Here is a 23,282-nt window from a genome sequence, read left to right as displayed (position 1 = left end):
ACCATGCGCCTGCTCACCCACCTGCGGCACGTCGACCTCGCCGTGCCCGACTACGACAAGCAACTCGACTTCTACGCCGGCGTCTGGGGCCTGACCAAGGTCGCCGAGGACTCCGGCATCTCCTTCCTCGCCGCCGAGGGCTCCCCGAGCAGTACGTCGTGCGGCTGCGCAAGGCCGACGAGAAGCGCCTCGACCTGGTCTCCTACGGCGCCGCCTCGCGCGAGGACGTCGACACCCTCGCCGAGCGACTGCTCGCGGGCGGCGTGCGGCTGATATCCCGGCCGGGCAGGGTCGACACCCCCGGCGGCGGCTACGGCTTCCGCTTCTTCGACGTGGACGGCCGCACCATCGAGGTCTCCGCCGACGTCGAGGTGAGGCAGCACCGCAGGATCGAGGAGAAGGAGGCCATCCCGGTCAAGCTGAGCCACGTCGTCCTCAACTCGCCCGACCTGAACCGCACCCGCGAGTGGTACGAGCGCCACCTCGGCTTCCGCCTCTCCGACACCCTCAGCTCGCCCCACATGGGCGAGGTCATGCACTTCATGCGGATCTCCACCCAGCACCACTCGATGGCGCTGGCCAAGGGCCCGCACACCTCCCTGCACCACGTCTCCTTCGAGATGCGCGGCCTCGACGAGTACATGCGCGGCTCCGGTCGCGTCATCCGGGCGGGCTTCCGGAAGATCTGGGGCCCGGGACGGCACATGGCCGGCGACAACACCTTCACCTACTTCCTCGACCCGCACGGCAACACCGTCGAGTACACCACCGAGCTGGAGTGCCTGGACGAGGACACCTGGCACCCCCACGTCTACGACTTCTCCCGGCCCGAGGTCACCGACCAGTGGGGCACCGCCAACCCCATGAACGAACTCGTCGCCAAGGAGTCCTTCAACGACCCCGACCGCGGCGTCTTCGTCGCCCCTCCGGTCTGAACCGCCCCGCCGGCTCCGGGACGCGGCAGTACGGCCCCGTCCGGGCGGCCGGCCGCCGGGACCGCGCCGCCGTGGGCCACGGCCTCGTCCGCGTCCCCTCTGTCCTGATCGCACTCCGCTGGAGCCGCACCATGCGTTTCGCCGCTTACGAACACCGAGGCCGCCGCCGGGTGGCGGTCGTGGAGGGGGACGGCGTCCTCCTCCCCCTGCCCGGTGTCACCTCGCTCACCGCGCTGATCCAGGAGACCGGCGGGCTCCCGGGACTGCTCGCCGCCGGCTCGGCGGCCCTCGGCGTGCCCCCCGGCCCGCACGTCTCCCGGGTCCGGCTGCTGCCCCCGCTCCGGCCCGCCTCGGTGCGGGACTTCGTGACCTTCGAGGAGCACGTGGAGGGGGTGCGCCGGTCCGTGGAGGGCACCGGCGGCGTCCCCGAGCAGTGGTACGCGGCCCCGACGTTCTACTTCACCAACCCGCACGCGGTCCACGGCCACCGCGACGGCATACCGGTCCCGCCCGGGTCGGCCGTGCTGGACTTCGAGCTGGAGGTGGGTGCCGTGATCGGCCGGGAGGGCCGGGACCTCACCCCCGGGCAGGCCCGCGACCACATCGTCGGCTACACCGTCTTCAACGACTGGTCCGCGCGCGACCTGCAGTCCGCCGAGATGAAGGTGGGCCTCGGCCCCTGCAAGGGCAAGGACACCGCCACCACCCTCGGCCCGTACCTGGTCACCGCCGACGAGCTGGAGCCGCACCGGGACGCCGACGGCTTCCTGCGCCTCGCCATGACCGCCGAGGTCAACGGGCAGGTCGTCGGCGAGGACCTGCTGTCCCACATGAGCTGGACCTTCGAGGAGATGACCGCCTACGCCTCCCGCGGCACCCGCGTCGTGCCCGGTGACGTCCTCGGCTCGGGCACCTGCGGCAACGGCGGCTGCCTCGCCGAGCTGTGGGGCCGGCGCGGCGAGCGGACCCCGCCGCCGCTGAAGCCCGGCGACACCGTCACCCTCACCGTCGAGGGCCTCGGCACCCTCACCAACACCGTCGTCCCCGGTGTCGAGCCCGTCCCGCTGCCGGCCGGCCGGCGCCGGTCCCGGGAGCGGCCGTGAGCGACCCGCGTCCCGGGAGGCTGCTCGGCAAGGTCGTCGTGGTCACCGGCGCGGCGCGCGGCCAGGGCGCCGCCGAGGCCGGTGCGCTCGCTCGCGAGGGCGCGCACGTCATCGCCACCGACGTGACCGGGGCGCCCGGCTGCCGGCGCCTCGACGTGACCAGCGGGCAGGACTGGGCCAAACTGGCGGCCGAGCTGCGGGAGTCGTACGGGCGGGTGCACGGCCTGGTCAACAACGCCGGCATCACCTGGCGGGCCCGCCTGGACGAGGTACGCCCCGAGGACATGGCCCGCGTCCACGCCGTCAACGTCACCGGTCCGCTCCTCGGCATCCAGCACCTCGCGCCGCTCATGCCGCCCGGCTCCTCCGTCGTCAACGTCGGCTCCTCGGCGGCCCTGACCGCCCACTACCCGGTCGCCTACACCGCCAGCAAGTGGGCGCTGCGCGGCCTGTCGAGGACCGCCGCCCTGGAGCTGGGCCCGCGCGGCATCCGCGTCAACACGATCCACCCCGGCTACATCGAGACCGGGATGACCGCCTCCGCCGCGCCCGCCTTCCGCGAGGCCACCATCCGCGAGACGCCGCTCGGGCGCACCGGAACCGTCGGCGAGGTGGCGCCGCTGGTGGTGTTCCTGCTGTCCGACGACGCGTCGTTCGTCACCGGCGCCGACATCCCGGTCGACGGCGGGCTGACCGCGCACGGCGGCGTCAAGTCCGTCTCCGACGCGCTGCGCGAGGGGACGCCGTGAAACGGCCGGCGGGCAAGGGGGCGCCGGCCTCGGGGACGGCGCGCGGCCGGGGCCGGACCGCCGCGCTGCGGTTCGCCGCCGGGGACGCACTCGTGGCCGGCGGCGGCCTCCTGCCCGAGGAGCCCGAGGAGGCCGCCGGCCGTTCGGCCGTGAGGGGAGGGCGGGCTACCGGTCGGCGCCGGCACCCTCACGGCCCGGTGCGGTTCCGGTGCCCTCGGCGGCGCGCCGGCGGGCGTCCTCGTCGGTGCGGGCGTCGTAGCTGATGAGCTTCGGCAGCGCGGCGGCGAGCAGGGCCACCGCCGCGACGCACGCGAGTCCGCCCGTCCAGATCGCGGGGCGGACGCCGGTCCAGCCGGCCATCGCCCCGGCGCGGACCTGACCCAGCTGCGGGCCGACGCTGTAGGAGAGGACCTCGATGCCGGCGAGCCGGCCGCGCAGCCGGTCCGGGACGGTCTGGTTCCAGATGGTGGAGCGGCCCAGTCCGCTCACCATGTCCCCCGCTCCCGCCAGCCCGAGGCACAGCAGCACCAGCCAGACGTTCGACGTCCAGCCGGCCGCCGCCATCGCCAGGCCCCAGCCGGCCGCGCCGAACACCACCAGCAGGCCGTGCCGCCGCGTCCGGGACACCCAGCCGCTGGTCAGGCTGACCAGCAGCGACCCGACGGAGCCCGCCGCGTACATCAGGCCCAGCGACCAGTCGGCGTCGAGCTCGTCGGCGAGGAAGGGGAAGACGGTGTTGGGGAAGGCGAAGAACATCGCCGCCAGGTCGACCGCGTAGGTGCCCAGCAGCACCGGCCGGGACCAGGCGTACCGGGCCCCCTCCGCGATGCCGCGCAGCGACGGCCTGGCCGCCTGCTCGACCGGCGGCACCGGCGCCAGCCGGCGGCACATCAGGACCGACACCGTGAAGCTCGCCACCGTGACGGCGTACGCGGTGCCGTTGCCCGCGTACGCGACGACGAGGCCCGCCAGCGCGGGTCCGGCGATCGCGCCGGTCTGCCAGCGCAGCGAGTTCAGCGCGGCCGCGGCGGCGAGCTGGTCGTGCGGGACGATCCGGGCCAGCAGCGAGTCCAGGGCGGGGCGCTGGAGTCCGGCGAGTGCCGCGACACCGGCCGCGACCACGTACAGCGGCCACAGCATGGGGCTGGGCAGCAGCGCGTTCAGCAGCAGGACGGCGGCCAGCAGTCCCAGTCCCGCCTCGGTCAGCACGATGACCTTGCGCCGGTCCACGGCGTCGGCGAGCGCCCCGCCGTACAGGCCGAAGACCATCAGCGGCACCAGTTCGACGGCGCCCATCGCGCCCACCGCGAGCGGTGAGCCGGTCAGTTCCTTGATCTGCAGCGGCAGCGCGATCAGCGCCATCACGCTGCCGACGTGGGTGACGACGCCCTGCGTCCAGAGCAGGCGGAAGTCGCGGGAGGAGCGCCAGGGCGAGAGGTCGGGGAGCACGGCGGCGAGTCTGGCGTGCATGGTCAGCGGCTCCCGGCCGACTCCGCCGCGGGGGCGGCTTCCGTGTCCCCGGTCGTCGCGTGGTGGCGTCCGATCGGCAGGACGAGGGGCTTGCCCGAGACCGGGTCCTCGATGACGCGGCTGTCCATGCCGTAGACGGCCCGGACCGTGTCCTCGGTCATCACCTCCTGGGGCGTTCCGGCGGCGTGCAGCCGTCCGCCGGCCAGGGCGACGAGCCGGTCCGCGTAGCGGGCGGCCAGGTTGAGGTCGTGCAGGACCATGACGATCGTGGTGCCGCGGGTCCGGTTCAGGTCGGTCAGCAGGTCGAGGACCTCGATCTGGTGGCTGATGTCGAGGAACGTGGTGGGCTCGTCGAGCAGCAGCAGGTCGGTCTGCTGGGCCAGCGCCATCGCGATCCACACGCGCTGGCGCTGGCCGCCGGAGAGTTCGTCGACCGCCCGGTCCGCCAGTTCCGTCGTGCGGGTGGCCTCCAGCGCGGCGGCGACCGCGGCGTCGTCCTGGGCCGTCCAGCGGGAGAAGGCCCGCTGGTGGGGGTGGCGGCCCCGGCCGACCAGGTCGAGGACGGTGATGCCCTCGGGGGTGACCGGTGACTGCGGCAACAGGCCGAGGGTGCGGGCGAGTTCCTTGGCCGGGGTGCGGTGGACCTCCTTGCCGTCCAGGACGACCCGGCCGGTGCGCGGGACGAGCAGCCGGGACATCGAGCGCAGCAGCGTCGACTTGCCGCAGGCGTTGGCGCCGACGATGACCGTGATGCGCCCGGCCGCGAGGGTCAGGTCCAGGCCCTGGATGACGGCGCGGTCGCCGTAGCCGAGCGCGAGGTCCTCGGTGGCGAGGGTGTGGGACGCGGTCACAGTGAGCCTCCGGCCCGGTTGGTGCGGACGATCAGGTAGACGAGGTAGGGGGCGCCGAGGACGCCGGTGACGACGCCCACGGGGTAGCGGGTGCCGAAGGCGTACTGGCCGGTGAAGTCGGCGACCAGGACGAGCAGGGAGCCGACCAGGCCGGCCGGCACCAGCAGGGAGCCGCCGGTTCCGGTGAGCCGGGCGGCGATCGGCCCGGAGAGGAACGCGACGAAGGCGATCGGTCCGGCCGCCGCCGTGGCGAACGCGATCAGCCCGACGGCGGCGACGATCACGGTGACGCGGGTGCGTTCGACGCGGACGCCGAGCGCGGAGGCCGTGTCGTCGCCCAGGCTCAGCGCGCTCAGGTTGCGGCCCTGGAACAGCAGCACCGGGCCGAGCGCCAGCACGGCCAGGACGGTGGGCACGGTCTCCTCCCAGGTGGTGCCGTTGAGGCTGCCGGTGAGCCAGCGCATCGCCGCCTGGAGGTCCCACTCGCCGGCCCGGGACAGGACGTAGGAGGTGACGCTGTCGAGCAGGGCGGCGATGCCGATGCCGATCAGGACGAGCCGGGTGCCGGCGACCCCGTCGCGGAACGCGAGGACGTACACCAGCAGCGCCACCCCGAGCGCGGCGGCGATCGCCAGCGCGGACACCTGGGTCTCGCTCAGCGAGAAGGTGACGATGGCGATGGCCGCAGCCGCGCTCGCCCCCGCGCTGATGCCGATGACGTCGGGGCTGGCGAGCGGGTTGCGGAGCATCGTCTGGAAGGCGACGCCGGCCATGCCGAAGCTGAACCCGGCGGTCAGGGCCAGCACCGCGCGCGGCAGCCGCAGCGTGCCGACGGTGAAGGAGGCGCCCGGCACCTGCTCGCCCGTGATCACGCGCAGCACGTCGGAGGCCGGGTAGAAGGTGTGCCCGGCCATGAGCGTGGTGGCGAACGCGGCGACGACGAGGACCAGCAGGGCGCAGACGATCAGCCGTCGCCGGTACGCGCGGCGGACCCGCGTGCGGGTGACCGTGCGCAGTGCGGTCGGGGCGGTGACGACGGGGGCGCTCACAGTGACCTGACCTTCTGCCGGCGGACGATGTGGATGAAGAAGGGGGCGCCGACGAACGCGGTCACGATGCCCACCTCGATCTCGGACGGCCGGGCCACGACCCGCCCCAGCACGTCGGCGACCGTCAGCAGGACGGCGCCGCTCAGCGCGGAGAACGGCAGCAGCCAGCGGTGGTCCACGCCCACCAACAGCCGGCAGGCGTGCGGTACGACGAGCCCGACGAAGGCGATCGGGCCGGCGACGGCGGTGGACGCGCCGCACAGCACGACCGCGCCGAGCGCGGCGACGGCCCGCACGAGGGCCACCCGCTCGCCGAGTCCGGCGGCCAGCTCGTCTCCCAGGGCGAGGGAGTTGAGGGCGCGGGCGGAGGCCAGGCAGACGACGAAGCCGACGGCGAGGAACGGCAGGACGCTGCCGAGCTGCGCGTGGGTGGCGCCGCCGACTCCGCCGATCTGCCACAGCCGGAAGGTGTCGGAGACGTCGTTGCGCGGCAGGACGACGGCGCTGACCAGTGAGGCGAGCGCGGCCGAGATGGCGGCACCGGCGAGGGCCAGCTTCAGCGGGGTGGCGCCGCCCCGGCCCAGCGAGCCGACGGCGTACACGAACCCCGCGGTCACGGCCGCTCCGGTCATCGCCGCCCAGATGTATCCGGACACCGACGCCAGGCCGAAGTGGGCGATGCCGGTGACCACGGCGAGCGAGGCGCCCATGTTGACGCCGAGGATGCCGGGGTCGGCCAGCGGGTTGCGGGTGACGCCCTGCATGACCGCGCCGGACAGGCCCAGGGCGGCGCCCACGGTGACGGCGAGGAGGGTGCGCGGTACGCGGTTGGCGACCGCCGCCTCCTCCAGGGTGGCCTCCGCTCCGCCGAGCGCCGCCCAGACGTCGGCCCAGGCGACGTCGCGGGAGCCGAAGGCGAGGGAGGCCGTCATGGCGGCGAGCAGGACCGCGGCGACGACGAGGAGCCAGGTGACGCGCACGCGCGCCGGACGCCGCAGCGGGGCGGTGTCCGGCGCGGGCGGGGTCTCGGTGACGGTCACGCTGCCTTGTCCGCGGCCTCGGCGAGCGCCTTCACGTAGTCCTCCAGGACGTACGGGATGGACAGCGGGGTCGGGTTGGCGGCGGTGGCCAGCGGGGTGCTGCCGGGCAGCAGGTAGACGGAGTCCCGCTTCACGGCGGCCAGCTTGGAGGTGAGCGGGTCCTTCTGGAGGGCCTTCAGCAGCTCGCCCTTGTCGTCCCCGTAGCCGGTGATGATGTCGACGTCGTCGAAGTCGTCGATGTGCTCGGCGCTCTTGGTGAGGACGAACTTCTTCGTCGACCCGGACGGTCCGGAGACGCTGGCGGGGATCTTCAGGCCGAGGTCGGTGAAGAACTGCGTGCGGGTGTCGTGGGTGGTGTAGAAGCCGACCTGGCTGACGTTCTTGGACGACACGTGCGTCATGAACATCGCTGTCTTCCCCTTGAGCTGGGGGTACTTCGCGGCGGTCTTCTCGATCCGCCCCTCGAGGTCGGCGATCAGTTCGTCGCCCTCGTCGGCCAGTCCGATGGCCTTGCTGTTGAGGCGGATGATGTCGCGCCACGGGGTCGCCCAGGCGGCCTCGGGGTAGGCGACCACGGGGGCGATCCGGCTGAGGGTCTCGTAGTCCTGCTCCGTCAGTCCGGAGTACGAGGCGAGGATGACGTCGGGCCTGGTGTCGGCGACGGCCTCGAAGTCGATGCCGTCGGTCTCGTCGAACAGCACCGGGGTCTTGGCGTTCAGTTCCTCGAGCCGCTTCTCGACCCAGGGCAGCACGCCGTCGCCGTCGTCGTCGCCGAAGTCGGCCCTGGCCATGCCGACGGGGACGACGCCGAGGGCGAGCGGCACCTCGTCGTTGGCCCAGTTCACGGTGGCGACGCGCCGGGGCTTGGAGGGGATCTCGGTGGTCCCGAGCGCGTGCTTGATCGTCACGGGGAACCGGCCGGCGCCGTCGGCGCCGGCGGGACCGCTGTCGTCCGTGTCTCCGGATCCGCCGCCGCAGGCGGTGAGTCCGGACAGGAGGGCCGCCGCGAGGGCGAGCGCACGGAGGCGTGGGGTTCTCATCGACCCGGTTTCACTTTCGGTCGGGGGTGCCGGGACTCGCACGTCCGGACCGCGGACTGTGGGTCGTGGAGCAGGGCACCGGACTTGCTACGGCAAGTTAGGTAAGGCTTGCCTGCACAGAGTATGGAGCGAAGGCGCGCTGATCAATCGAGCCTTTTCGACAGCCCTTGTAGCGATCGGGACACGCGGGCGGGTGGCTCCGCCGCAGGGGAGGCGTCCGCCCCGGCGTTCTCAGCGCGCCCGGAACCTGCCGGGCGTCATGCCGGTCGTCCGCCGGAAGGCCGCGCCGAAGGCGCTCGCCGAGCGGTAGCCGACCGCGTCGGCCACCACGTCGACCTCGTGTCCGAGGGAGAGGAGCTGCACGGCGTGCTGGGCCCGGACCGAGGCGACCCAGCGGGCGAAACTCGTGCCCGTCTCGGCGCGGAAGGCGCGGGTCAGCGTGCGCGCGCTGCAACCGAGGGCGGCGGCCCAGCCGGCCAGCGTCCGCTGGTCGGCGGGGTCGGCCCGCACCCCGTCCACGATCGGCCGCAGCAACGGGGACGTGGGCAGCTGCACCAGCAGCGCCCGGGGCGACGGCCGCAGGACGTCGAACACCATCGCCTCGGTCACGGCCCGGGAGCGCGGCGGCAGCTCCGCCTCCTCGAGCCGCTCCAGGAGCAGCCGGAGCAGCGGGGTGATCTCCACGGCCACCGGCACGTCGGGCAGCGCCGACTCCGTGCCGTGCCGGAAGAAGTGGGCGCGGTAGGAGGTGCCCGCGACCGCGGAGGCGGAGTGCAGCTGCCCGGCCGGCATCCACAGTCCCAGCGTCGGTGTGATGCACCACACCTGGGAGCCGACCACGGCGGTGGACGTGCCGTGCTCGTTCCAGAGGAGTTCGTGCCACGGGTGCGAGTGCTCGTTCCACGCGGTGTCGGCGTCGACGACCTCCTCGTACCCCTGGATCACGAAGGGCACGTCCACCTCGCCGGCGGCGAGCGCCGGCAGGTCCCTGGTGACACGCATGCGCCCAGGCTAACCGGAGCCGGATCTTCACAGTCGCGCGTCCCGCCCCGGGGCGGCGCCGGAGGACCGGACCGGCGCCGGAGGGAGGCGGATCCTCCCGGCCGCCGGGTCGAGCGGTCCGCTGCCGACCGCGGCGTCCGGCGCCGGCGGAGCACCGATCCCCCGGCGGCCTCCACCGCCCTCCGGACGTGGACCCTCACCCGCCGGCCCCGACGACCGGGCCGCCTGTCCGGGCGGGCCCCGACGGGCTCAGGGCGCCAGCCAGGCGAGCGCGGCCGCGGTGACGCCGGTGTCCAGGGTGGGCTGGAGCACGGGGGCGAAGCGAGGGCTGTGGTTGACCGGGACGTCCTGGGCGACGGTGCCCCTCCTCAGGGCGTCCTCGTACAGGACGGGGTCGGTGCCGCCGATGCACCAGTAGGTGTACGGGACGCCGAACGCCGCGGGGATCTCGCTCATGTCCTCGCTCGCCGTCTGCAGGTCGGCCGTGTGCACGCCCCGGCCGAAGCAGGCGGCGAAGGCACGGGTCACCGTGTCGGTGGCGTCCTGGTCGTTGACGGTGGGCGGGAAGGAAGACAGGTGCTCGAACTCCGGTTCGCGGGGCGCGCCGGCGGCCCGCGCCTCCGCCCGCACCATCCGCTCGATCGCCGCGAGCACCTGCTCGCGGACGGCCGGGTCGTAGGTGCGCACGTTCAGCTCGAGCACCGCGCGGTCGGGGATGACGTTCGGCCCCGTTCCGGACCGGATGCTGCCGACGGTGAGCACCGCCGGAGTGGTGGCCGACAGCTCGCGGGAGACCACCGTCTGCAGGCGGACGACGCACAGGGCCGCCATGACCACCGGGTCGACGGCCGCCTGCGGCGCCGAACCGTGGGCGCCGCGTCCGTGCAGGGTGACGCGCAGGCTGTCGGCGGCCGACAGGAAGGAACCGGCCCGGGTGCCGACGTAGCCGGCCGGACAGGGCAGGACGTGCTGCGCCAGGACGACGTCGGGGCGGGGCACCCTGTCGGTCAGACCGTCCTCGATCATGGCCCGGGCGCCGTTCCCGTTCTCCTCCGAGGGCTGGAGGAGAACCACGACGGTGCCCCGCCAGACCTCGGGCGCCCGGGCCATGAGCCGGGCGGAGCCGACCAGCGCGGCCACGTGGACGTCGTGGCCGCAGGCGTGCGCGACCGGCTGCTCGACGCCGTCGGCGCCGACGGCGGTGGCCGTGGAGGCGTACGGCAGCCCGGTCTCCTCCTTCACGGGGAGCGCGTCCATGTCCGCGCGGAGCATCACGGTCGGGCCGCTCCCCCGCGTGAGCACACCGACGACGCCGGTGCCGCCGATGCCCTCGGTCACGGCGTAGCCGGCCGCGCGCAGGGCCTCCGCCGCCTTCCCCGCCGTGCGGTGCTCCCGCAGTCCGAGCTCGGGGTGGGCGTGGAGGTCCCGGTAGAGGGCCTCCACGCCGGGCCGGACGCCGTCCAGACCGGCGAGGACGGTCGTGACACTGTTCATGGCGCTCAGCCACCCTCCGGCACGTGCTGCGGGGACACACCACCATCATGGTGTCCGCCCCCGGCGCACCGCGCCCGGGCCACCGCGCCGTGACGACGGGCCCGGCGTCCGTCGGTCAGGACGTGAGGCCGGCCGCGAACGCCCGGGTCAGTGCCGTCGGTGCCGTGATGGCGGTGCCCACGACGACGCTGTGCGCGCCCACCGCCAGCGCCTCGGCGGCCTGCTCCGGGGTCGCGATCCGGCCCTCGGCGATCACCGGGACGGAGACCGCCGCGGCGAGGTCGGCGACCAGGGCCAGGTCCGGGGCGCTCCGGCGGGGGGATCCCGGCACGTACCCGGAGAGGGTCGTCCCCACGAAGTCGGCTCCCCGCGCGGCGGCCTCACGGCCCTCGTCGAAGGTCGACACGTCGGCCATGACCAGGGCGCCCGCCGCGTGGACGGCCTCGACGAGCTGTGCGAAGGTGCTGCCGTCGGGGCGCGGACGCGCGGTGGCGTCGGCCGCGACGACCGCGGCCCCCGCCTCCACCAGGGCGAGCGCGTGGCGCACGGTCGGGGTGATGAGGACGCCGCCGCCGCCGTCCTTCCACAGGCCGATCACCGGGAGGTCGACGGCCGCGACGGTGGCCGCGACGACCTCCGGGTCGTTGACCCGCACGGCCGCCGCGCCGCCGGCCCGCGCCGCGAGGGTCATGCGGACCAGGGTGCCGGTGTGGCGCATCGGGTCGCCGGGCGGGGCCTGGCAGGACACGATCAGCCGGCCCTTGAGGGTGTCGGCCAGGGGCAGGGTCATCGGGGGGCTCCGGTGGTGTGGGGGTGGTGCAGGGGCAGTGTGCGGGGCAGGGCGGCGGCGCCCAGGACCGCGGCGTCGGGGCCGCCGCGGGGCGGGACGGGACGCAGCTCCCGCAGCGGGGGCATGAGTTCGGCGGTGAAGGCCGCCTCCAGGGCGTCCGTGTACAGCGCGCCGATGCGCGGCACCCCGCCGCCGACGACGACCCGGTCGGCCCCCAGCGTGTTGGCGAGGCCGCCCAGGGCGCGGCCGACGGCCCCGGCTCCGAGGACGACGGCCGCGGTGGCGTGCGGGTCGCCTTCGGCCGCGCGGGCGGCCACGGTCTCCAGGCGGTCGGCCGGGACCCCGCTCGTCCGCGTGTAGTGGGCGGTGATGGCGGGGCCCGCCGCGATCGCCTCCAGGTGGCCGGTGGCGCCGCAGGTGCAGGGCAGTCCGTCGGCCTCGGGGCTCGGCAGGTGGCCGAGGTGCCCGGCGACGCCGGCCGCGCCGTGCAGCATGCGCCCGGCCGCGGCGACGGCGCCGCCCACGCCGGTGCCGACGGCCGCGTAGATCAGCGTCGTCCCGCCGTCGTGCGCGGCGCCCCTCCCGTCCGCGGCTCCGCCGGCGCGGCCGGCCTCTCGCCCGCGCGGGCCGGACAGTTCCGTGGTGGCGGCGGCGCGTACGTCGTTGTCGCAGGCCACCGGGAGTCCGGTGCGGGCGGCGAGACCGGCGGCCAGGGCGGTGCCGGCCCAGCCGCGGAGGGTGCCGGTGGCGCTGGTGACGGTTCCGGTGACGGGGTCGATCACTCCGGCGGCGGCGACGCCGAGCGCCGTGGCCTGCGGCGTCCGGACCGCCCGGGCGGCCTCGGCCAGCGAGTCGAGCACCGCCTCGGCGCCCTCGGTCGCCGGGGTGGGCAGGGAGTGCCGGGCCAGGACGGTGCCGTCGCCCGCGACCAGGGCGGCGGCGATCTTCGTGCCGCCCAGGTCGAGGCCGATCACCGGCGCGTGCGGGTGCGGTGCCGTCATCGGACCGGGAGCAGTCCGGCGCCGCGCAGCCGCTCCTCGACGAGGGCGATCGACGCGTCGTTCAGCTGGATCTGCGGGGCGGCGGTGGTGCCCCCGGCGAACACCCCGAGCAGGCGCAGCGCGTGCTTGAAGGCGCCCATGGCGGAGGAGTTGCGGCCCATGTCGGCCTCGGGGCCGGCGTCGACCATGCCGAACAGCTCGACGAGCCGCTCCTGCTCCTCGACGGCACGGCCGAGGTCGCCGCCGCGCACGGCGTCGTAGAGGCGCACGTACCCGGCGGGGTCCACGTTGCCCAGGCCCGGCACGACACCGTCGGCGCCGGCCAGCAGGGCCGCGTCCACGGTGAGCTCGGAGCCGGTGAGGATGCTGAAGGAGGGGGCCGGGCCGGCGGCGCGGCCGTGGCGTCCGCCGAGCCCGACGATGAGCTTGCGCAGGGAGCCCTCGTCGCCGCTGCTGTCCTTGAGGCCGGCCAGCGTGCCGTCCACCGCGAGTTCGCGCAGCAGGGCGACGGAGAGCTTGCTGTGCACGCAGACCGGCAGGTCGTAGGCGTACAGCGGCAGGTCGACGCGGGAGCGCAGGGTGCGGAAGTGGTGGGCGATCTCGACGGGGTGGGTCCGGGCGTAGAAGGGCGCGGTCGCCACCAGGGCGTCGGCGCCGGCCGCGCGGGCGGCCTGGGCGTGGGTGATCACACGGGGCGTGGTCATGTCGATGACGCCGGCGAGCACGGGCACGCGGCCCGCGACGGCCTCGACGACCGTCTCCAGGGCGACCGCCCGCTGCCGGTCGGTGAGGAAGGCGACCTCGCTGCTGGAGCCGAGGGCGAACAGACCGTGCACGCCCCCGCTCACGAGGTGCTCGACGTGCCGGGTGAGCGAGGCGGTGTCGACCTCGCCCGAGGCGTCCAGGGGGGTGCAGACGGGCGGCACGACGCCGCGCAGGGGCTGGGACGAGGACATGGGAGGGGCTCCTGGGTCGTGCGGTGAGGCGCGGGTGGTACGGGAGGGAGGGGGCCGCCCGCGCAAGGCGTCGCGCGGGCGGCCCGGGTCGGACTAGGGAGCGGTGACGGTCAGCGTGCCGTCGCCGTAGGACCGCTGCCGGCCGCGCACCAGGTAGGTGGCGGTCGTCTGCACGGCGCCCGCGGTGGCGTCCGCCGGGACGGTGACGGGGATCTTCATGTTCGCGCCCTGGCCGGGCTTGAGCACGGGCACGGTGACGGCCGGGGCGCTCCAGCCGGACGGCAGCTTCAGGGAGACCGGACTGGCGGGCAGGTCCTTGTCGTTCTGGTTGACGACGCGGACGGTGACGTCGGTGGTCCTTCCGGCGGGCAGGGAGGCGGGCGGGGTGACGGTGACGGGCGCGCACACCCCGCCGAGCCACTGCAGGTCGAAGGAGGAGTAGGTGATGTGCCGGTAGTCGGCACGCTCCCACAGCACGCCCACCCGGGGGTTGGAGCCGGTGCCGTCGGTGAGCGGGGTGAGCGTGGAGTAGGCGGCCGGACCGGTCTCGGCGGTCTTGCGGATCGGCCAGTTCTGCCCGTTGTCGCAGGAGAGCCGGATGGTGAGGTTGCTGCGGCTGTTGGTGGTCGCCGTGTTGCTGAACATCAGCCAGGAGGCGCGCGGGTGCGAGGCGTCCACACCCGGCGCGAAGCGGATGACGGAGCCGTTGTTGGCGGGGTCGGGCAGTTCCTTGTCCTGCTGGAGCGGGGTGTAGGTGACGCCGCCGTCGGAGGAGTGGGCGACCGTGCGGTAGGGCGCGGAGCGGTTGTTGAGCATGACGCGGCCGTCCGACAGCTCGACGGTCTTGTTCTCGTCGCCGCCGGGGCCGACCGGGGTGCCCGTCTTCCAGGTGGCGCCGTGGTCGTCGCTGTAGGCGCTGACGGCGTAGTTGGCGCCGTTGTCGCGGATGGCGTACTGCTGGATGAGGCGGCCCTTGTAGGTGCCGTGGCGCAGCTGGATGCCCTCGCCGGAGGCCGCGAACATGCCGGCCCAGGCCGGGTTCTTGATCTCGGCGGTGATCCGCTCGTGCTTCCAGGTGAGGCCGTCGTCGTCGGAGTAGCTGTAGTCGGCCTGCAGGACGTTCGGGTCGCTCTCGTCGTTGCCGGTCGCGGAGCCGAAGAAGCCCTGGTTCACGGAGGCGGCGTAGAAGACGAAGATGCGGCCGGTCTCGCGGTCGACCAGGAGGCTGGGGTCGCCGAAGCCCTTGGGCGCGGCCTCCTTGCGCACGACCTGCTGGGCCTGCCAGGTGACGCCGCCGTCGGTGCTGCGCCGCAGGACGACGCCGAGGTTGCCGGGCAGGTCGGCGAGGGTGGGGCGGGCGTCGTAGGCGGCGAGCAGGGTGCCCTTGGTGGTCCGGGTCAGCGCCGGGATCCGGTAGTAGGGGGACCCGGTGCCGGCGGTGGCGATGTCCTGCGAGGTGAGGGTGCCGGGAGCGGGGGCCTGCTGCTCGGCGGTGTGCGCGGCGGGCGTGCCGGCGGCCAGCAGGGCCAGGGCGGCGACCGCGGTGGTGGTGGCCGGGGTGACTCTGCGCTGCATGGACGGGCCTCTTCTCGGGTGAGGGGTCAGGCGAGCCGGGGGTCGTGCAGGGTGGAGGGATCGGGTGCGTCCAGGAACGGGGATGAGGCGAACAGCTCCCGGACCCGGGCGAGTTGCTCGCGGCGGTGGTGGCCGCCGCCGCCCTCGTGGCCGTTGAACTCGTAGACGCGCAGGTCCTTGGGGCCGCCGTAGCGGTGGTAGGCGGCGAAGCAGGTGGAGGGCGGGCAGACCTCGTCCATCATGGCGATGGAGAAGAGCGAGGGGGCCGTGGCGCGGGAGGCCAGCAGGGCGGCGTCGACGTAGGAGAGCGTGGTGAGGACGGTCTCGGCGCGGTCGCGGTGCAGGCTCAGGTACTCCGCGATCTCGGTGTAGGGCGGCGCGCCGGCGATCAGTGCCCCGCGCCGGATGTCGCACAGGAACGGGGTGTCGGGCATGACGCCCGCCAGGCCCGGGACGAGTCCGGCCACCGCGAGCGAGATGCCGCCGCCCTGGCTGTGCCCGGTCACGACGATCCGGTCCGGGTCGACGGCCGGGTGCTCGCGGGCGGCCTCGACGAAGCGCACGGCGTCGGTGAACACGCGCCGGTAGTAGTGGTCGTGGGGGCTGTCCACGCCGCGGGTCAGGAAGCCGGGGACGTCGCCGTTCAGGCGGACCGTGTCGGGGGTGTCGCCGCCGGCCGTGGACCAGCCCTGGCCCCGCGTGTCCATGATGAAGTGGGCGTGGCCGGCGTTCGCCCAGAGCACCTGCTCGTGCGGCAGGCCGCGTCCGCGTCCGTAGCCGAGGAACTCCACCACGCAGCCGAGCGGGCCGCCGGCCCCGGCGGGCAGGTGCAGCCAGCCCCGGACGGGCTCACCGGCGAAACCGGGCACGGTCACGTCGTAGGTCCTCACCTGGGTCAGGCCGGTGTCCACGGGGGTGAAGCGGGGGGTCCCGCCGGCCGCTCGGGCCGTCCGCAGGGTCTGGTCCCAGAACGCGTCGAGGTCGGCGGGTTCGTCGAGGTCGGGCCGGAGCGCGAGGCACTCGGCGAGGGTGAGGTCCGTCAGTGGCATGGAGAGGGCCCCGGTGGGTGAGGCGTGCGCGCGGCGCAGCGCGGGGGAACGGGAGGGGATCTCCCCCGGAGAGCGGACGGGGGTGTCCCTTGTCAGCAGACGTCTGATGTCTGTTGTCCTGGGACCTTAAGGACCCCGAAGACGGCCGTCAAGTACCCGCCCCGCCGGCCCGCCCGGTTCCCACGGAGGCGGGACGCCCCCGTACGGCACGGTGGGGGCGGCCCCGGCACGGGGCCGCCCCCACCACCGCGGGGAGCGGGTCAGCGGCGGGCGCGGGCCTCCGCGATGCGCCGGCGCACCGGTGCGTAGTGGTCGGTCAGCGCGGCCGCGAACTCCACGGGGTCCCGGTCCCGCACGGCGTCCACGATGCGCTGGTGGCTGGCGATGGTGGCCGCCTCGTGTTCGCGGGTGAAGACGTCGAGGTGCGGCGCGACGATGACGTAGACGTCCCAGAACGCCGTGGACAGCTGCCCGATGAGGTCGTTGCCGAGGGGGGCGAGGAGCAGGGTGTGGAACGCGCGGTCGGTCTCGACGAAGCCGTGCCCCTCCCCGGCGCCGGCCTTGCGCATCTCGTCGACGAGCGCCGCCAGGCGGTCGATCTGCTCGTCACCGAGGGACCGCACGAGCCGTTCCGCCATGCCGCGCTCGAACAGCTCGCGCACCTCGATGAGGTCGGACATCACCTGGAAGTCGTCGTCGGGGCTGAGCAGGCCGCGGAAGGCCAGGCTCTCCACCAGGGCGGACAGGCTCAGCCGGCCGACATAGGTGCCGTGCCCGTGCCGCACCTCGACGATGTCGAGCGCGGTGAGGATCCTGATCGCCTCGCGCACGCTGGAGCGGCTCGCGCCGAGCGCCTCGCACAGGGCGGGCTCGGTGGGCAGCGGGTCCCCCGGGCGCAGCTGGTTGTGCAGGATGTAGGACTTGATGCCGTCCACGACCTCCTGTCGCAACGGTTGTCGTGCCGCTTTGGGCTCCGGCGCCGCACGCCGGATCGCCCCTTGTCCCACCGCCACCTCTTGACCCCTCTCCTTCGCCGGGCTACGTTCCCACGCTATCAAGCATCAGACATCAGACGTCTGATGCATTCCCGATGACATGCGTTCGCGCCCGCCCCTTCCCCGATTCACCCACCATGTCTCCCCGCCAGGAGGAACCCTTGTCCGCGCGCAGTGCAGCCGGCGTCGACCGCCGCACCTTCATGAGATACACCAGTGCCGTCGGTGCGGCGACCGCGATCACCGCGGGCCTGTCCGCCTGCGGCGGCCCCGGCAGCACCGGGAACGAGTCCGGCGGTTCCGGCAGCGGCACCGACACCATCGAAGCCGGCCTCTCCTACCCCCTCTCCACGGGCTTCGACCCGATGATCACCTCCGGCGCCACCCCGTACGCCGCCAACATGCACATCTTCGAGGGCCTGGTGGACCTCGACCCGGCCACCCTCGTCGCCCGGCCGGCGCTGGCCACCCGGATGCCCGAGAAGATCAACGCGACCACCTACCGGGCCACCCTGCGCAAGGGTGCCACCTTCCACGACGGCTCGGCGGTCACCGCGGACGACGTGGTGTTCAGCTTCGAGCGCGTCCTCGACCCGGAGAACGCCTCGCTGATGGCGCAGTTCGTGCCCTTCATCGACCGGGTGAAGGCGATCGACGGGGCGACGGTCGAGTTCAAGCTGAAGCACCCCTTCGCGCTCTTCCCCTCGCGCATGTCCGTGGTGCGCATCGTGCCGGAGAAGATCGCCGGCGCCGACGCCAAGGCCTTCGACGCCGAGCCCGTGGGCTCCGGACCGTACCGCTTCGTCTCGGCGGTCCGCGAGGACAAGATCGTGATGGAGGCCTACGACAAGTACAACGGGCCGCACCCGGCCAGGGCCGGGAAGATGGTCTGGCACCTGATGTCCGACCCGTCGGCCCGGGTCAGCGCGCTCAAGTCCGGCCGCGTCCAGGCCATCGAGGACGTGCCCTACATCGACGTCGACGGCATCACCGGCAAGGACAGGGTGGAGTCCGTCCAGTCCTTCGGCCTGCTCTTCCTGATGTTCAACACCAAGGACAAGCGCTTCGCGGACAAGCGGGTGCGCCAGGCCCTGCACTACGCGCTGGACACCGAGAAGATCATCTCCACCGCGCTGCTGGGCAACGCCGAGCCGGCCACCGGATACGTGCCGGCCACCCACCCGGACTACCACGAGGCCGCCACCGTCTACGGCCACGACCCGGCCAGGGCCAGGAAGCTGCTGGCCGAGGCGGGCGCGGGCAAGCTCTCCTTCACCCTGCTGCTCACGGACACCGGCTGGGTCAAGGACATCGCGCCGCTGATCAAGGAGAGCTGGGCGGCGATCGGCGTCGAGGCCGACCTGAGCATCGCCCAGTCCCCCGCCCAGTACGCCAAGGTCGACAAGGGCGACTTCGCGGCGCTGGCCGCGCCGGGCGACCCGTCCGTCTTCGGCAACGACGCCGACCTGCTGCTGCGCTGGTTCTACTACGGCTTCTGGCCGGAGAAGCGGTACGGCTGGACCGGCTCCGCCGCCTACCGGAGGACCAGGTCCCTGCTGGACAAGGCCGCTTCGGAGGCCGACGCCGAGCGCCGCAAGGAGCTGTGGGCCGAGGTCACCGACCTGGTCGCCGACGAGGCGGCCCTGTACCCGATCCTCCACCGCAAGCTGCCCACCGCCTGGCGCGAGGGAGCGCTGAAGGGCTTCAAGCCGCTGCCCACCACCGGTCTGTCCTTCGTGGACGTCGGCCCCGCCTGAGCCCGAACGCCCGTCGACGGGCCGCCGCGGCTGCCGGCCTGGGCAGCAGCGGCGGCCGGCCCCAATCCCTAGGAACCTCACGATGGTTGCATTCCTCCGGCTCGCGCTGCGCCGCGTCGCGATGATGCCGGTGATGGTGCTCGGCATCGCCCTGCTGGTCTTCGTGGTGCTGCAGTTCTCACCGGCCGACCCCGCGTACAACGCGCTCGGCGACAGCGCGAGTCCCGAGGCCCGTGCCGCGTTCGCCGAGGCGCACGGTCTCAACGACCCGCTGCCGGTGCGGTACTTCGCCTTCCTGACCGATCTGGTGCAGGGGGACCTCGGCGTCACCGTGCCGCCCAGCCAGCCCGTCGCCGACCGGATCGCCACCGCGTTCCCGCTGACCCTGCAGCTGACGCTGCTCGGCCTCACGCTGGCCATCGTGCTGGCCCTGGTCTTCGGCGTCACCAGCGCCGTCCACCGCGACCGCTGGCCCGACCAGGCCTTCCGAGTGCTGTCGATGATCGGCATCGCCCTGCCCTCGTTCTGGATCGGTGTCCTGCTCATCCAGCAGTTCGCGCTGAACACGCCGCTCTTCCCGACCGGCGGCTACGTCAACCCGGCCGACTCCTTCAGCGGCTGGCTCAGGAGCCTCACGCTGCCCGCCGTCGCCCTCGCCCTGCCGGTCGCCTCCTCGCTGGCCCGCCTGATCCGCACCTCGATGGTCGCCGAGCTCGACCGCGACTACGTGCGCACCGCCCGCGGCAGCGGCCTGCCGCCGTTCCTGATCATCCGGTCGGTGCTGCGCAACTCCCTGATCACCCCGCTGACCGTGCTCGGCGTCAAGGTCGGCTACATGCTCAGCGGCGCCGTCGTCATCGAGGCGATCTTCGACCTGCCCGGCATGGGCAAGCTGATCCTCGAGGGTGTCACCGGCGGTGACGTCGGGCTGGTCCAGGGCACCGTGCTCACCATCGCGGTCGCCTTCCTCGTGGTCAACGTCGTCGTCGACCTGCTCTACCTGCTCGTCAACCCGCGCATCAGGACGGTGTGATGTTCGCCCCGCGCTCCCTCGCCGAACGGCTCCGGCCGGGCACCCGCCTGCGCCGCCTGCCCGTGCCCTCCCGCATCGCCCTCGGGATCCTCCTCGTCGTCGTCCTCGGCGCGGTCTTCGCCCCGCTGCTCACCCAGGACCCGCTCGCCACCGGCACCCCCGCCCGGCCCCCGGGCGCCGACCACTGGTTCGGCACCGACCGGGCCGGCCGCGACGTGTTCGCCCGGGTCGTGCACGGTGCGCGCTACTCCCTCGTCATCGGCCTCGGCGCGACCCTGCTCGCGCTGGCCGTCGGCTCGGCCCTGGGCGCCCTGGCGGCCACCTCGCGCAAGCTCGCCGACGAGTCGGTGATGCGCACGCTCGACGTCGTGATGTCGTTCCCGCCGATCGCCCTGGCCGCCGTGCTGGTCGCCGTGTTCGGGCCCAGCGTCCCGGTCATCATCTTCACCATCGCCTTCGTCTACTCGCCCTCGCTCGCCCGTGTCGTGCGGGCCAACGTGCTGGAGCAGTACGGCGAGGACTACGTCGCCGCCGAACAGGTCATCGGCGCCCGCCGCGGCCACATCGTCGCCCGGCACGTCGCCGTCAACTGCGCCGCGCCGGTCCTGGTGTTCGCGACCGTCATGGTGGCCGACTCGATCATCTTCGAGGCGAGCCTGTCCTTCATCGGCGCCGGTGTGCAGGACCCCGACCCCAGCTGGGGCAGCGTCCTGGCCTACGGCCGGCAGCTCCTGCTCTCGGGCGGCTGGTGGGCGACCCTCTTCCCCGGCCTGTGCCTGCTGATCACGGTGCTCGCGCTGAACGTCCTGTCCGAGGGCATGACGGACGCCGCCGCGGCTCCGGACAAGGCCCGCACCGGTGGCGGCGACTCCGACGAGAGGACCGCCGCCGCCGAGCCGGCCGCCGGCCGGGCCGAGGCGGACGCCGCGCTCGCCGAGCTCGCCGCCCGGATCGAGGCGACGGAGCCCGCCGTCAGGCCGCTGCCCGACGGCGCCCCCGACCTGCTCGTCGTACGCGACCTGTCGATCCGCTTCCCCGACCGCTACGGCGACATCCGCGTCGTCGACGGCATCTCCTTCACCGTCCGCGAGGGCGAGACCCTCGGACTGGTCGGCGAGTCCGGCTGCGGCAAGTCGATCACCAGCCTCGCGATCATGGGCCTGCTGGCCCGCAACGCCGAGGCCGAGGGCGAGATCCTCTACCGGGGCCGCGACCTGCTGAAGCTGTCGCCGAAGGAACGCCGGGCGCTCATGGGCCCCCAGATCGCGATGGTCTACCAGGACGCCATGTCGTCCCTGAACCCGTCGGTGCTGATCGGCACCCAGCTCAAGCGGCTCACCTCGCGCGGCGGCACCCGCACGCCGGCCGAACTGCTCGAACTGGTCGGCCTGGCCCCCGAGCGCACCCTGCGCAGCTACCCCCACGAGCTGTCCGGCGGGCAGCGCCAGCGCGTCCTGATCGCCATGGCGCTCTCCCGCAGCCCGCGGCTGCTGATCGCCGACGAGCCGACGACCGCGCTCGACGTCACCGTGCAGGCCCAGGTCGTCGAACTGCTGGTCAGGCTGCGCGACGAGCTCGGCTTCGCGATGGTCCTGGTCTCGCACGACCTCGCCCTGGTCGGCGACCTCGCCCACCGGGTCGCGGTGATGTACGCGGGCCAGGTCGCCGAGGCCGGCGACACCCGCTCCCTGCTGACGGACCCGGCGCACCACTACAGCCGCGGGCTGCTCGGCTCCGTCGTCTCCCTGGAGGCGGGCGCGGACCGGCTGCACCAGATCCGCGGCGTGGTGCCCGCGCCCAAGTCGTTCGGCCCCGGCTGCCGGTTCGCCTCCCGCTGCGCCGCCGCCACCGAGCTGTGCGCCACCACCCCACCGCCCGCCACCGACCGCGACGGCGCGCGGGACCACCTGTTCGCCTGCCACCACCCGGCGCCCGCGCACCCGGCGGCCAGGTCGCTGGAGGATGCCCGATGACCGCCCCGGAGGACACCACGATGGACCCGCTCGTCCGCCTCGACCGCATCCACGTACGGCACAAGGCGCGCAGCGGCGGCCTCCTGCGCCGGGACGCCGTGCACGCCCTCACCGACGCCTCCCTGGACGTCCGGCGCGGCGAGATCCTCGGCCTGGTCGGCGAGTCGGGCTGCGGCAAGTCCACCCTGGCCCGCGTGGTCACCGGACTGCAGCGGCCGACGGAGGGCGACGTCCGCTTCAAGGGCCAGGACCTGTGGCGGATGTCCGCCGCGGAACGCCGTACCCGCTTCGGCGCCTCCGTCGGCGTGGTCTTCCAGGACCCCTCCACCGCGCTCAACCCGCGGCTGCCGGTCCGCCGGATCCTGCGCGACCCGCTGGACGTGCACGACCGCGGCACGAAGGCCGAGCGCGAGCAGCGCGTCGAGGAGCTGCTGGACCTGGTCGGCCTGCCCGGCCACACCCTGCGGGCGCTGCCCGGCCAACTCTCCGGCGGCCAGCGCCAGCGCGTGGCCATCGCCCGCGCGCTGGCACTGGAGCCGGAGCTGATCGTCGCCGACGAGCCCACCAGCGCCCTGGACGTGTCGGTGCGCGCCCAGATCCTCAACCTCCTGGTGGATCTGCGCACCCGTCTCGGCCTCGCCATGGTGTTCATCTCGCACGACGTGCAGACCGTGCGCCACCTGGCCGACCGCGTCGCCGTGCTGTACCTCGGCCGCATCCTCGAGGAGGGCCCGGCCGCACGGGTCACCGGCGACTCCCGGCACCCGTACACCGAGGCGCTGCTCTCGGCCACGCCCAGCCTGCTGGAACGGCCCGAGCGCATCGTGCTGCACGGCCCGGTGCCCTCGGCGACGAACCCGCCCTCCGGCTGCCCGTTCCGCACCCGCTGCTGGAAGGCGGACGACGCGTGCGCCACCGCGTTCCCGGCCGCCTCCGACGGCCCGGACGGCCACCGCTGGCACTGCGTGCACCCGCAGGGCGGGACCGCCGCGGCGTCCCTGCCCGAAGGCGCCGCGCACGGCGCGTGACGGCCACCGGGCGGTGCGCCGCTCCGGCGCACCGCCCGGTGAGCGGGTCGTCGCCCTCCCCCGGTCTCCGGGCGGCCGCCCGGATCGCGGGCGCCCGGCGGCGTTCGACCGGGGCGGAAGGGGAACCCGGGGCGGGAGAAGTACGGAGGGAGCCTGAGATGGCGGACGACGACTTCTACACACGTGACCGCCCGGACGACCCGGCACTCCCGGAGGACCGCCCCCGGGGCGGAGGCCCGGAGGACACGTCGGCCCGGGGCGGGATCCTGCGGGGAAAGCCCATATGGGTCATCATCGCGCTCGTCGCCCTTGTGGTGATCTTCCTGGCGCTCTTCATGCCCTGAGCCGCCGGGACGGGCCGTGACGGCCGGTGCGGACCGCGACCGGCCGGG

At 74.1% G+C, this 23,282-nt stretch carries 20 protein-coding genes and 1 pseudogene; 8 read left to right on the top strand and 13 right to left on the bottom strand.

Features of this window, described 5'->3' with window-relative positions; all coding sequences use genetic code 11:
• The first annotated feature begins 3 nt into the window (after positions 1-3).
• The 3 genes and pseudogenes from GL259_RS31350 (at position 4) to GL259_RS31340 (ending at position 2,787) form a co-directional block, all read left to right on the top strand.
• A pseudogene (locus tag GL259_RS31350) lies at positions 4-935 on the top strand (VOC family protein).
• A gap of 131 nt (positions 936-1,066) precedes the next feature.
• Positions 1,067-2,038: a fumarylacetoacetate hydrolase family protein gene (locus GL259_RS31345; RefSeq protein ID WP_159536640.1), complete on the top strand. Its 972-nt coding sequence runs from the start codon at positions 1,067-1,069 to the stop codon at positions 2,036-2,038.
• Positions 2,035-2,787, top strand: coding sequence for an SDR family oxidoreductase (locus GL259_RS31340; RefSeq protein ID WP_159536639.1), 753 nt, complete (start codon positions 2,035-2,037; stop codon positions 2,785-2,787). The genes GL259_RS31345 and GL259_RS31340 overlap by 4 nt, the downstream gene beginning before the upstream one ends.
• 165 nt (positions 2,788-2,952) lie before the next feature.
• On the opposite strand, the gene GL259_RS31335 is transcribed toward GL259_RS31340, so the two are convergent.
• The 13 genes from GL259_RS31335 to GL259_RS31275 form a co-directional block, all read right to left on the bottom strand.
• Positions 2,953-4,257: an MFS transporter gene (locus GL259_RS31335; RefSeq protein WP_159536638.1), complete on the bottom strand. Its 1,305-nt coding sequence runs from the start codon at positions 4,255-4,257 to the stop codon at positions 2,953-2,955.
• Positions 4,258-4,259: 2 nt separating this feature from the next.
• Positions 4,260-5,108, bottom strand: coding sequence for an ABC transporter ATP-binding protein (locus tag GL259_RS31330; protein WP_159536637.1), 849 nt, complete (start codon positions 5,106-5,108; stop codon positions 4,260-4,262).
• On the bottom strand, positions 5,105-6,157 hold the full coding sequence (locus GL259_RS31325; protein ID WP_159536636.1) for an iron chelate uptake ABC transporter family permease subunit: 1,053 nt from the start codon (positions 6,155-6,157) through the stop codon (positions 5,105-5,107). Before GL259_RS31325 ends, GL259_RS31330 begins: the two co-directional genes overlap by 4 nt.
• On the bottom strand, positions 6,154-7,197 hold the full coding sequence (locus GL259_RS31320) for an iron ABC transporter permease (protein ID WP_208026541.1): 1,044 nt from the start codon (positions 7,195-7,197) through the stop codon (positions 6,154-6,156). Before GL259_RS31320 ends, GL259_RS31325 begins: the two co-directional genes overlap by 4 nt.
• Complete coding sequence (locus GL259_RS31315) at positions 7,194-8,237, bottom strand: iron-siderophore ABC transporter substrate-binding protein (protein WP_159536635.1); 1,044 nt, start codon at positions 8,235-8,237, stop codon at positions 7,194-7,196. Before GL259_RS31315 ends, GL259_RS31320 begins: the two co-directional genes overlap by 4 nt.
• A gap of 231 nt (positions 8,238-8,468) precedes the next feature.
• On the bottom strand, positions 8,469-9,239 hold the full coding sequence (locus GL259_RS31310) for an AraC family transcriptional regulator (RefSeq protein WP_159536634.1): 771 nt from the start codon (positions 9,237-9,239) through the stop codon (positions 8,469-8,471).
• Between the two features lie 249 nt (positions 9,240-9,488).
• A complete protein-coding gene (locus tag GL259_RS31305; RefSeq protein WP_159536633.1) occupies positions 9,489-10,733 on the bottom strand; it encodes an amidohydrolase in 1,245 nt (414 codons plus the stop codon).
• Between the two features lie 115 nt (positions 10,734-10,848).
• Positions 10,849-11,523 carry a putative N-acetylmannosamine-6-phosphate 2-epimerase gene (locus tag GL259_RS31300; protein WP_159536632.1) on the bottom strand — a complete coding sequence of 225 codons (675 nt, stop codon included), beginning with the start codon at positions 11,521-11,523 and terminating at the stop codon, positions 10,849-10,851.
• Positions 11,520-12,524 (bottom strand): ROK family protein, encoded by a 1,005-nt coding sequence (locus GL259_RS31295; RefSeq protein ID WP_159536631.1) that lies wholly within the window; start codon positions 12,522-12,524, stop codon positions 11,520-11,522. Before GL259_RS31295 ends, GL259_RS31300 begins: the two co-directional genes overlap by 4 nt.
• Complete coding sequence (locus GL259_RS31290) at positions 12,521-13,480, bottom strand: dihydrodipicolinate synthase family protein (protein ID WP_159536630.1); 960 nt, start codon at positions 13,478-13,480, stop codon at positions 12,521-12,523. The genes GL259_RS31295 and GL259_RS31290 overlap by 4 nt, the downstream gene beginning before the upstream one ends.
• 93 nt (positions 13,481-13,573) lie before the next feature.
• Positions 13,574-15,055 carry a sialidase family protein gene (locus tag GL259_RS31285; protein WP_159536629.1) on the bottom strand — a complete coding sequence of 494 codons (1,482 nt, stop codon included), beginning with the start codon at positions 15,053-15,055 and terminating at the stop codon, positions 13,574-13,576.
• A 26-nt stretch (positions 15,056-15,081) separates the two neighbouring features.
• Positions 15,082-16,104 carry an alpha/beta fold hydrolase gene (locus GL259_RS31280; protein ID WP_159536628.1) on the bottom strand — a complete coding sequence of 341 codons (1,023 nt, stop codon included), beginning with the start codon at positions 16,102-16,104 and terminating at the stop codon, positions 15,082-15,084.
• Between the two features lie 260 nt (positions 16,105-16,364).
• On the bottom strand, positions 16,365-17,096 hold the full coding sequence (locus GL259_RS31275) for a FadR/GntR family transcriptional regulator (RefSeq protein ID WP_208026641.1): 732 nt from the start codon (positions 17,094-17,096) through the stop codon (positions 16,365-16,367).
• A gap of 140 nt (positions 17,097-17,236) precedes the next feature.
• Between GL259_RS31275 and GL259_RS31270 the strand changes: the two genes are divergently transcribed.
• The 5 genes from GL259_RS31270 (at position 17,237) to GL259_RS31250 (ending at position 23,234) form a co-directional block, all read left to right on the top strand.
• Positions 17,237-18,856, top strand: a complete 1,620-nt coding sequence (locus tag GL259_RS31270) for an ABC transporter substrate-binding protein (RefSeq protein WP_159536626.1) — start codon at positions 17,237-17,239, stop codon at positions 18,854-18,856.
• An 82-nt stretch (positions 18,857-18,938) separates the two neighbouring features.
• Positions 18,939-19,889 carry an ABC transporter permease gene (locus GL259_RS31265; RefSeq protein ID WP_159536625.1) on the top strand — a complete coding sequence of 317 codons (951 nt, stop codon included), beginning with the start codon at positions 18,939-18,941 and terminating at the stop codon, positions 19,887-19,889.
• Positions 19,889-21,862: a dipeptide/oligopeptide/nickel ABC transporter permease/ATP-binding protein gene (locus GL259_RS31260; protein ID WP_159536624.1), complete on the top strand. Its 1,974-nt coding sequence runs from the start codon at positions 19,889-19,891 to the stop codon at positions 21,860-21,862. The genes GL259_RS31265 and GL259_RS31260 overlap by 1 nt, the downstream gene beginning before the upstream one ends.
• The gene (locus GL259_RS31255) at positions 21,859-22,890 is read left to right on the top strand and encodes an ABC transporter ATP-binding protein (protein WP_159536623.1); all 1,032 of its coding nucleotides are present in this window, start codon (positions 21,859-21,861) and stop codon (positions 22,888-22,890) included. Before GL259_RS31260 ends, GL259_RS31255 begins: the two co-directional genes overlap by 4 nt.
• 158 nt (positions 22,891-23,048) lie before the next feature.
• Complete coding sequence (locus tag GL259_RS31250) at positions 23,049-23,234, top strand: hypothetical protein (protein WP_159536622.1); 186 nt, start codon at positions 23,049-23,051, stop codon at positions 23,232-23,234.
• The last annotated feature ends 48 nt before the right edge of the window (positions 23,235-23,282 follow it).

It is taken from the genome of Streptomyces sp. Tu 3180, assembly GCF_009852415.1.
Taxonomy (GTDB): domain Bacteria; phylum Actinomycetota; class Actinomycetes; order Streptomycetales; family Streptomycetaceae; genus Streptomyces.
This window is presented reverse-complemented; position numbering and strand designations above follow the sequence as displayed.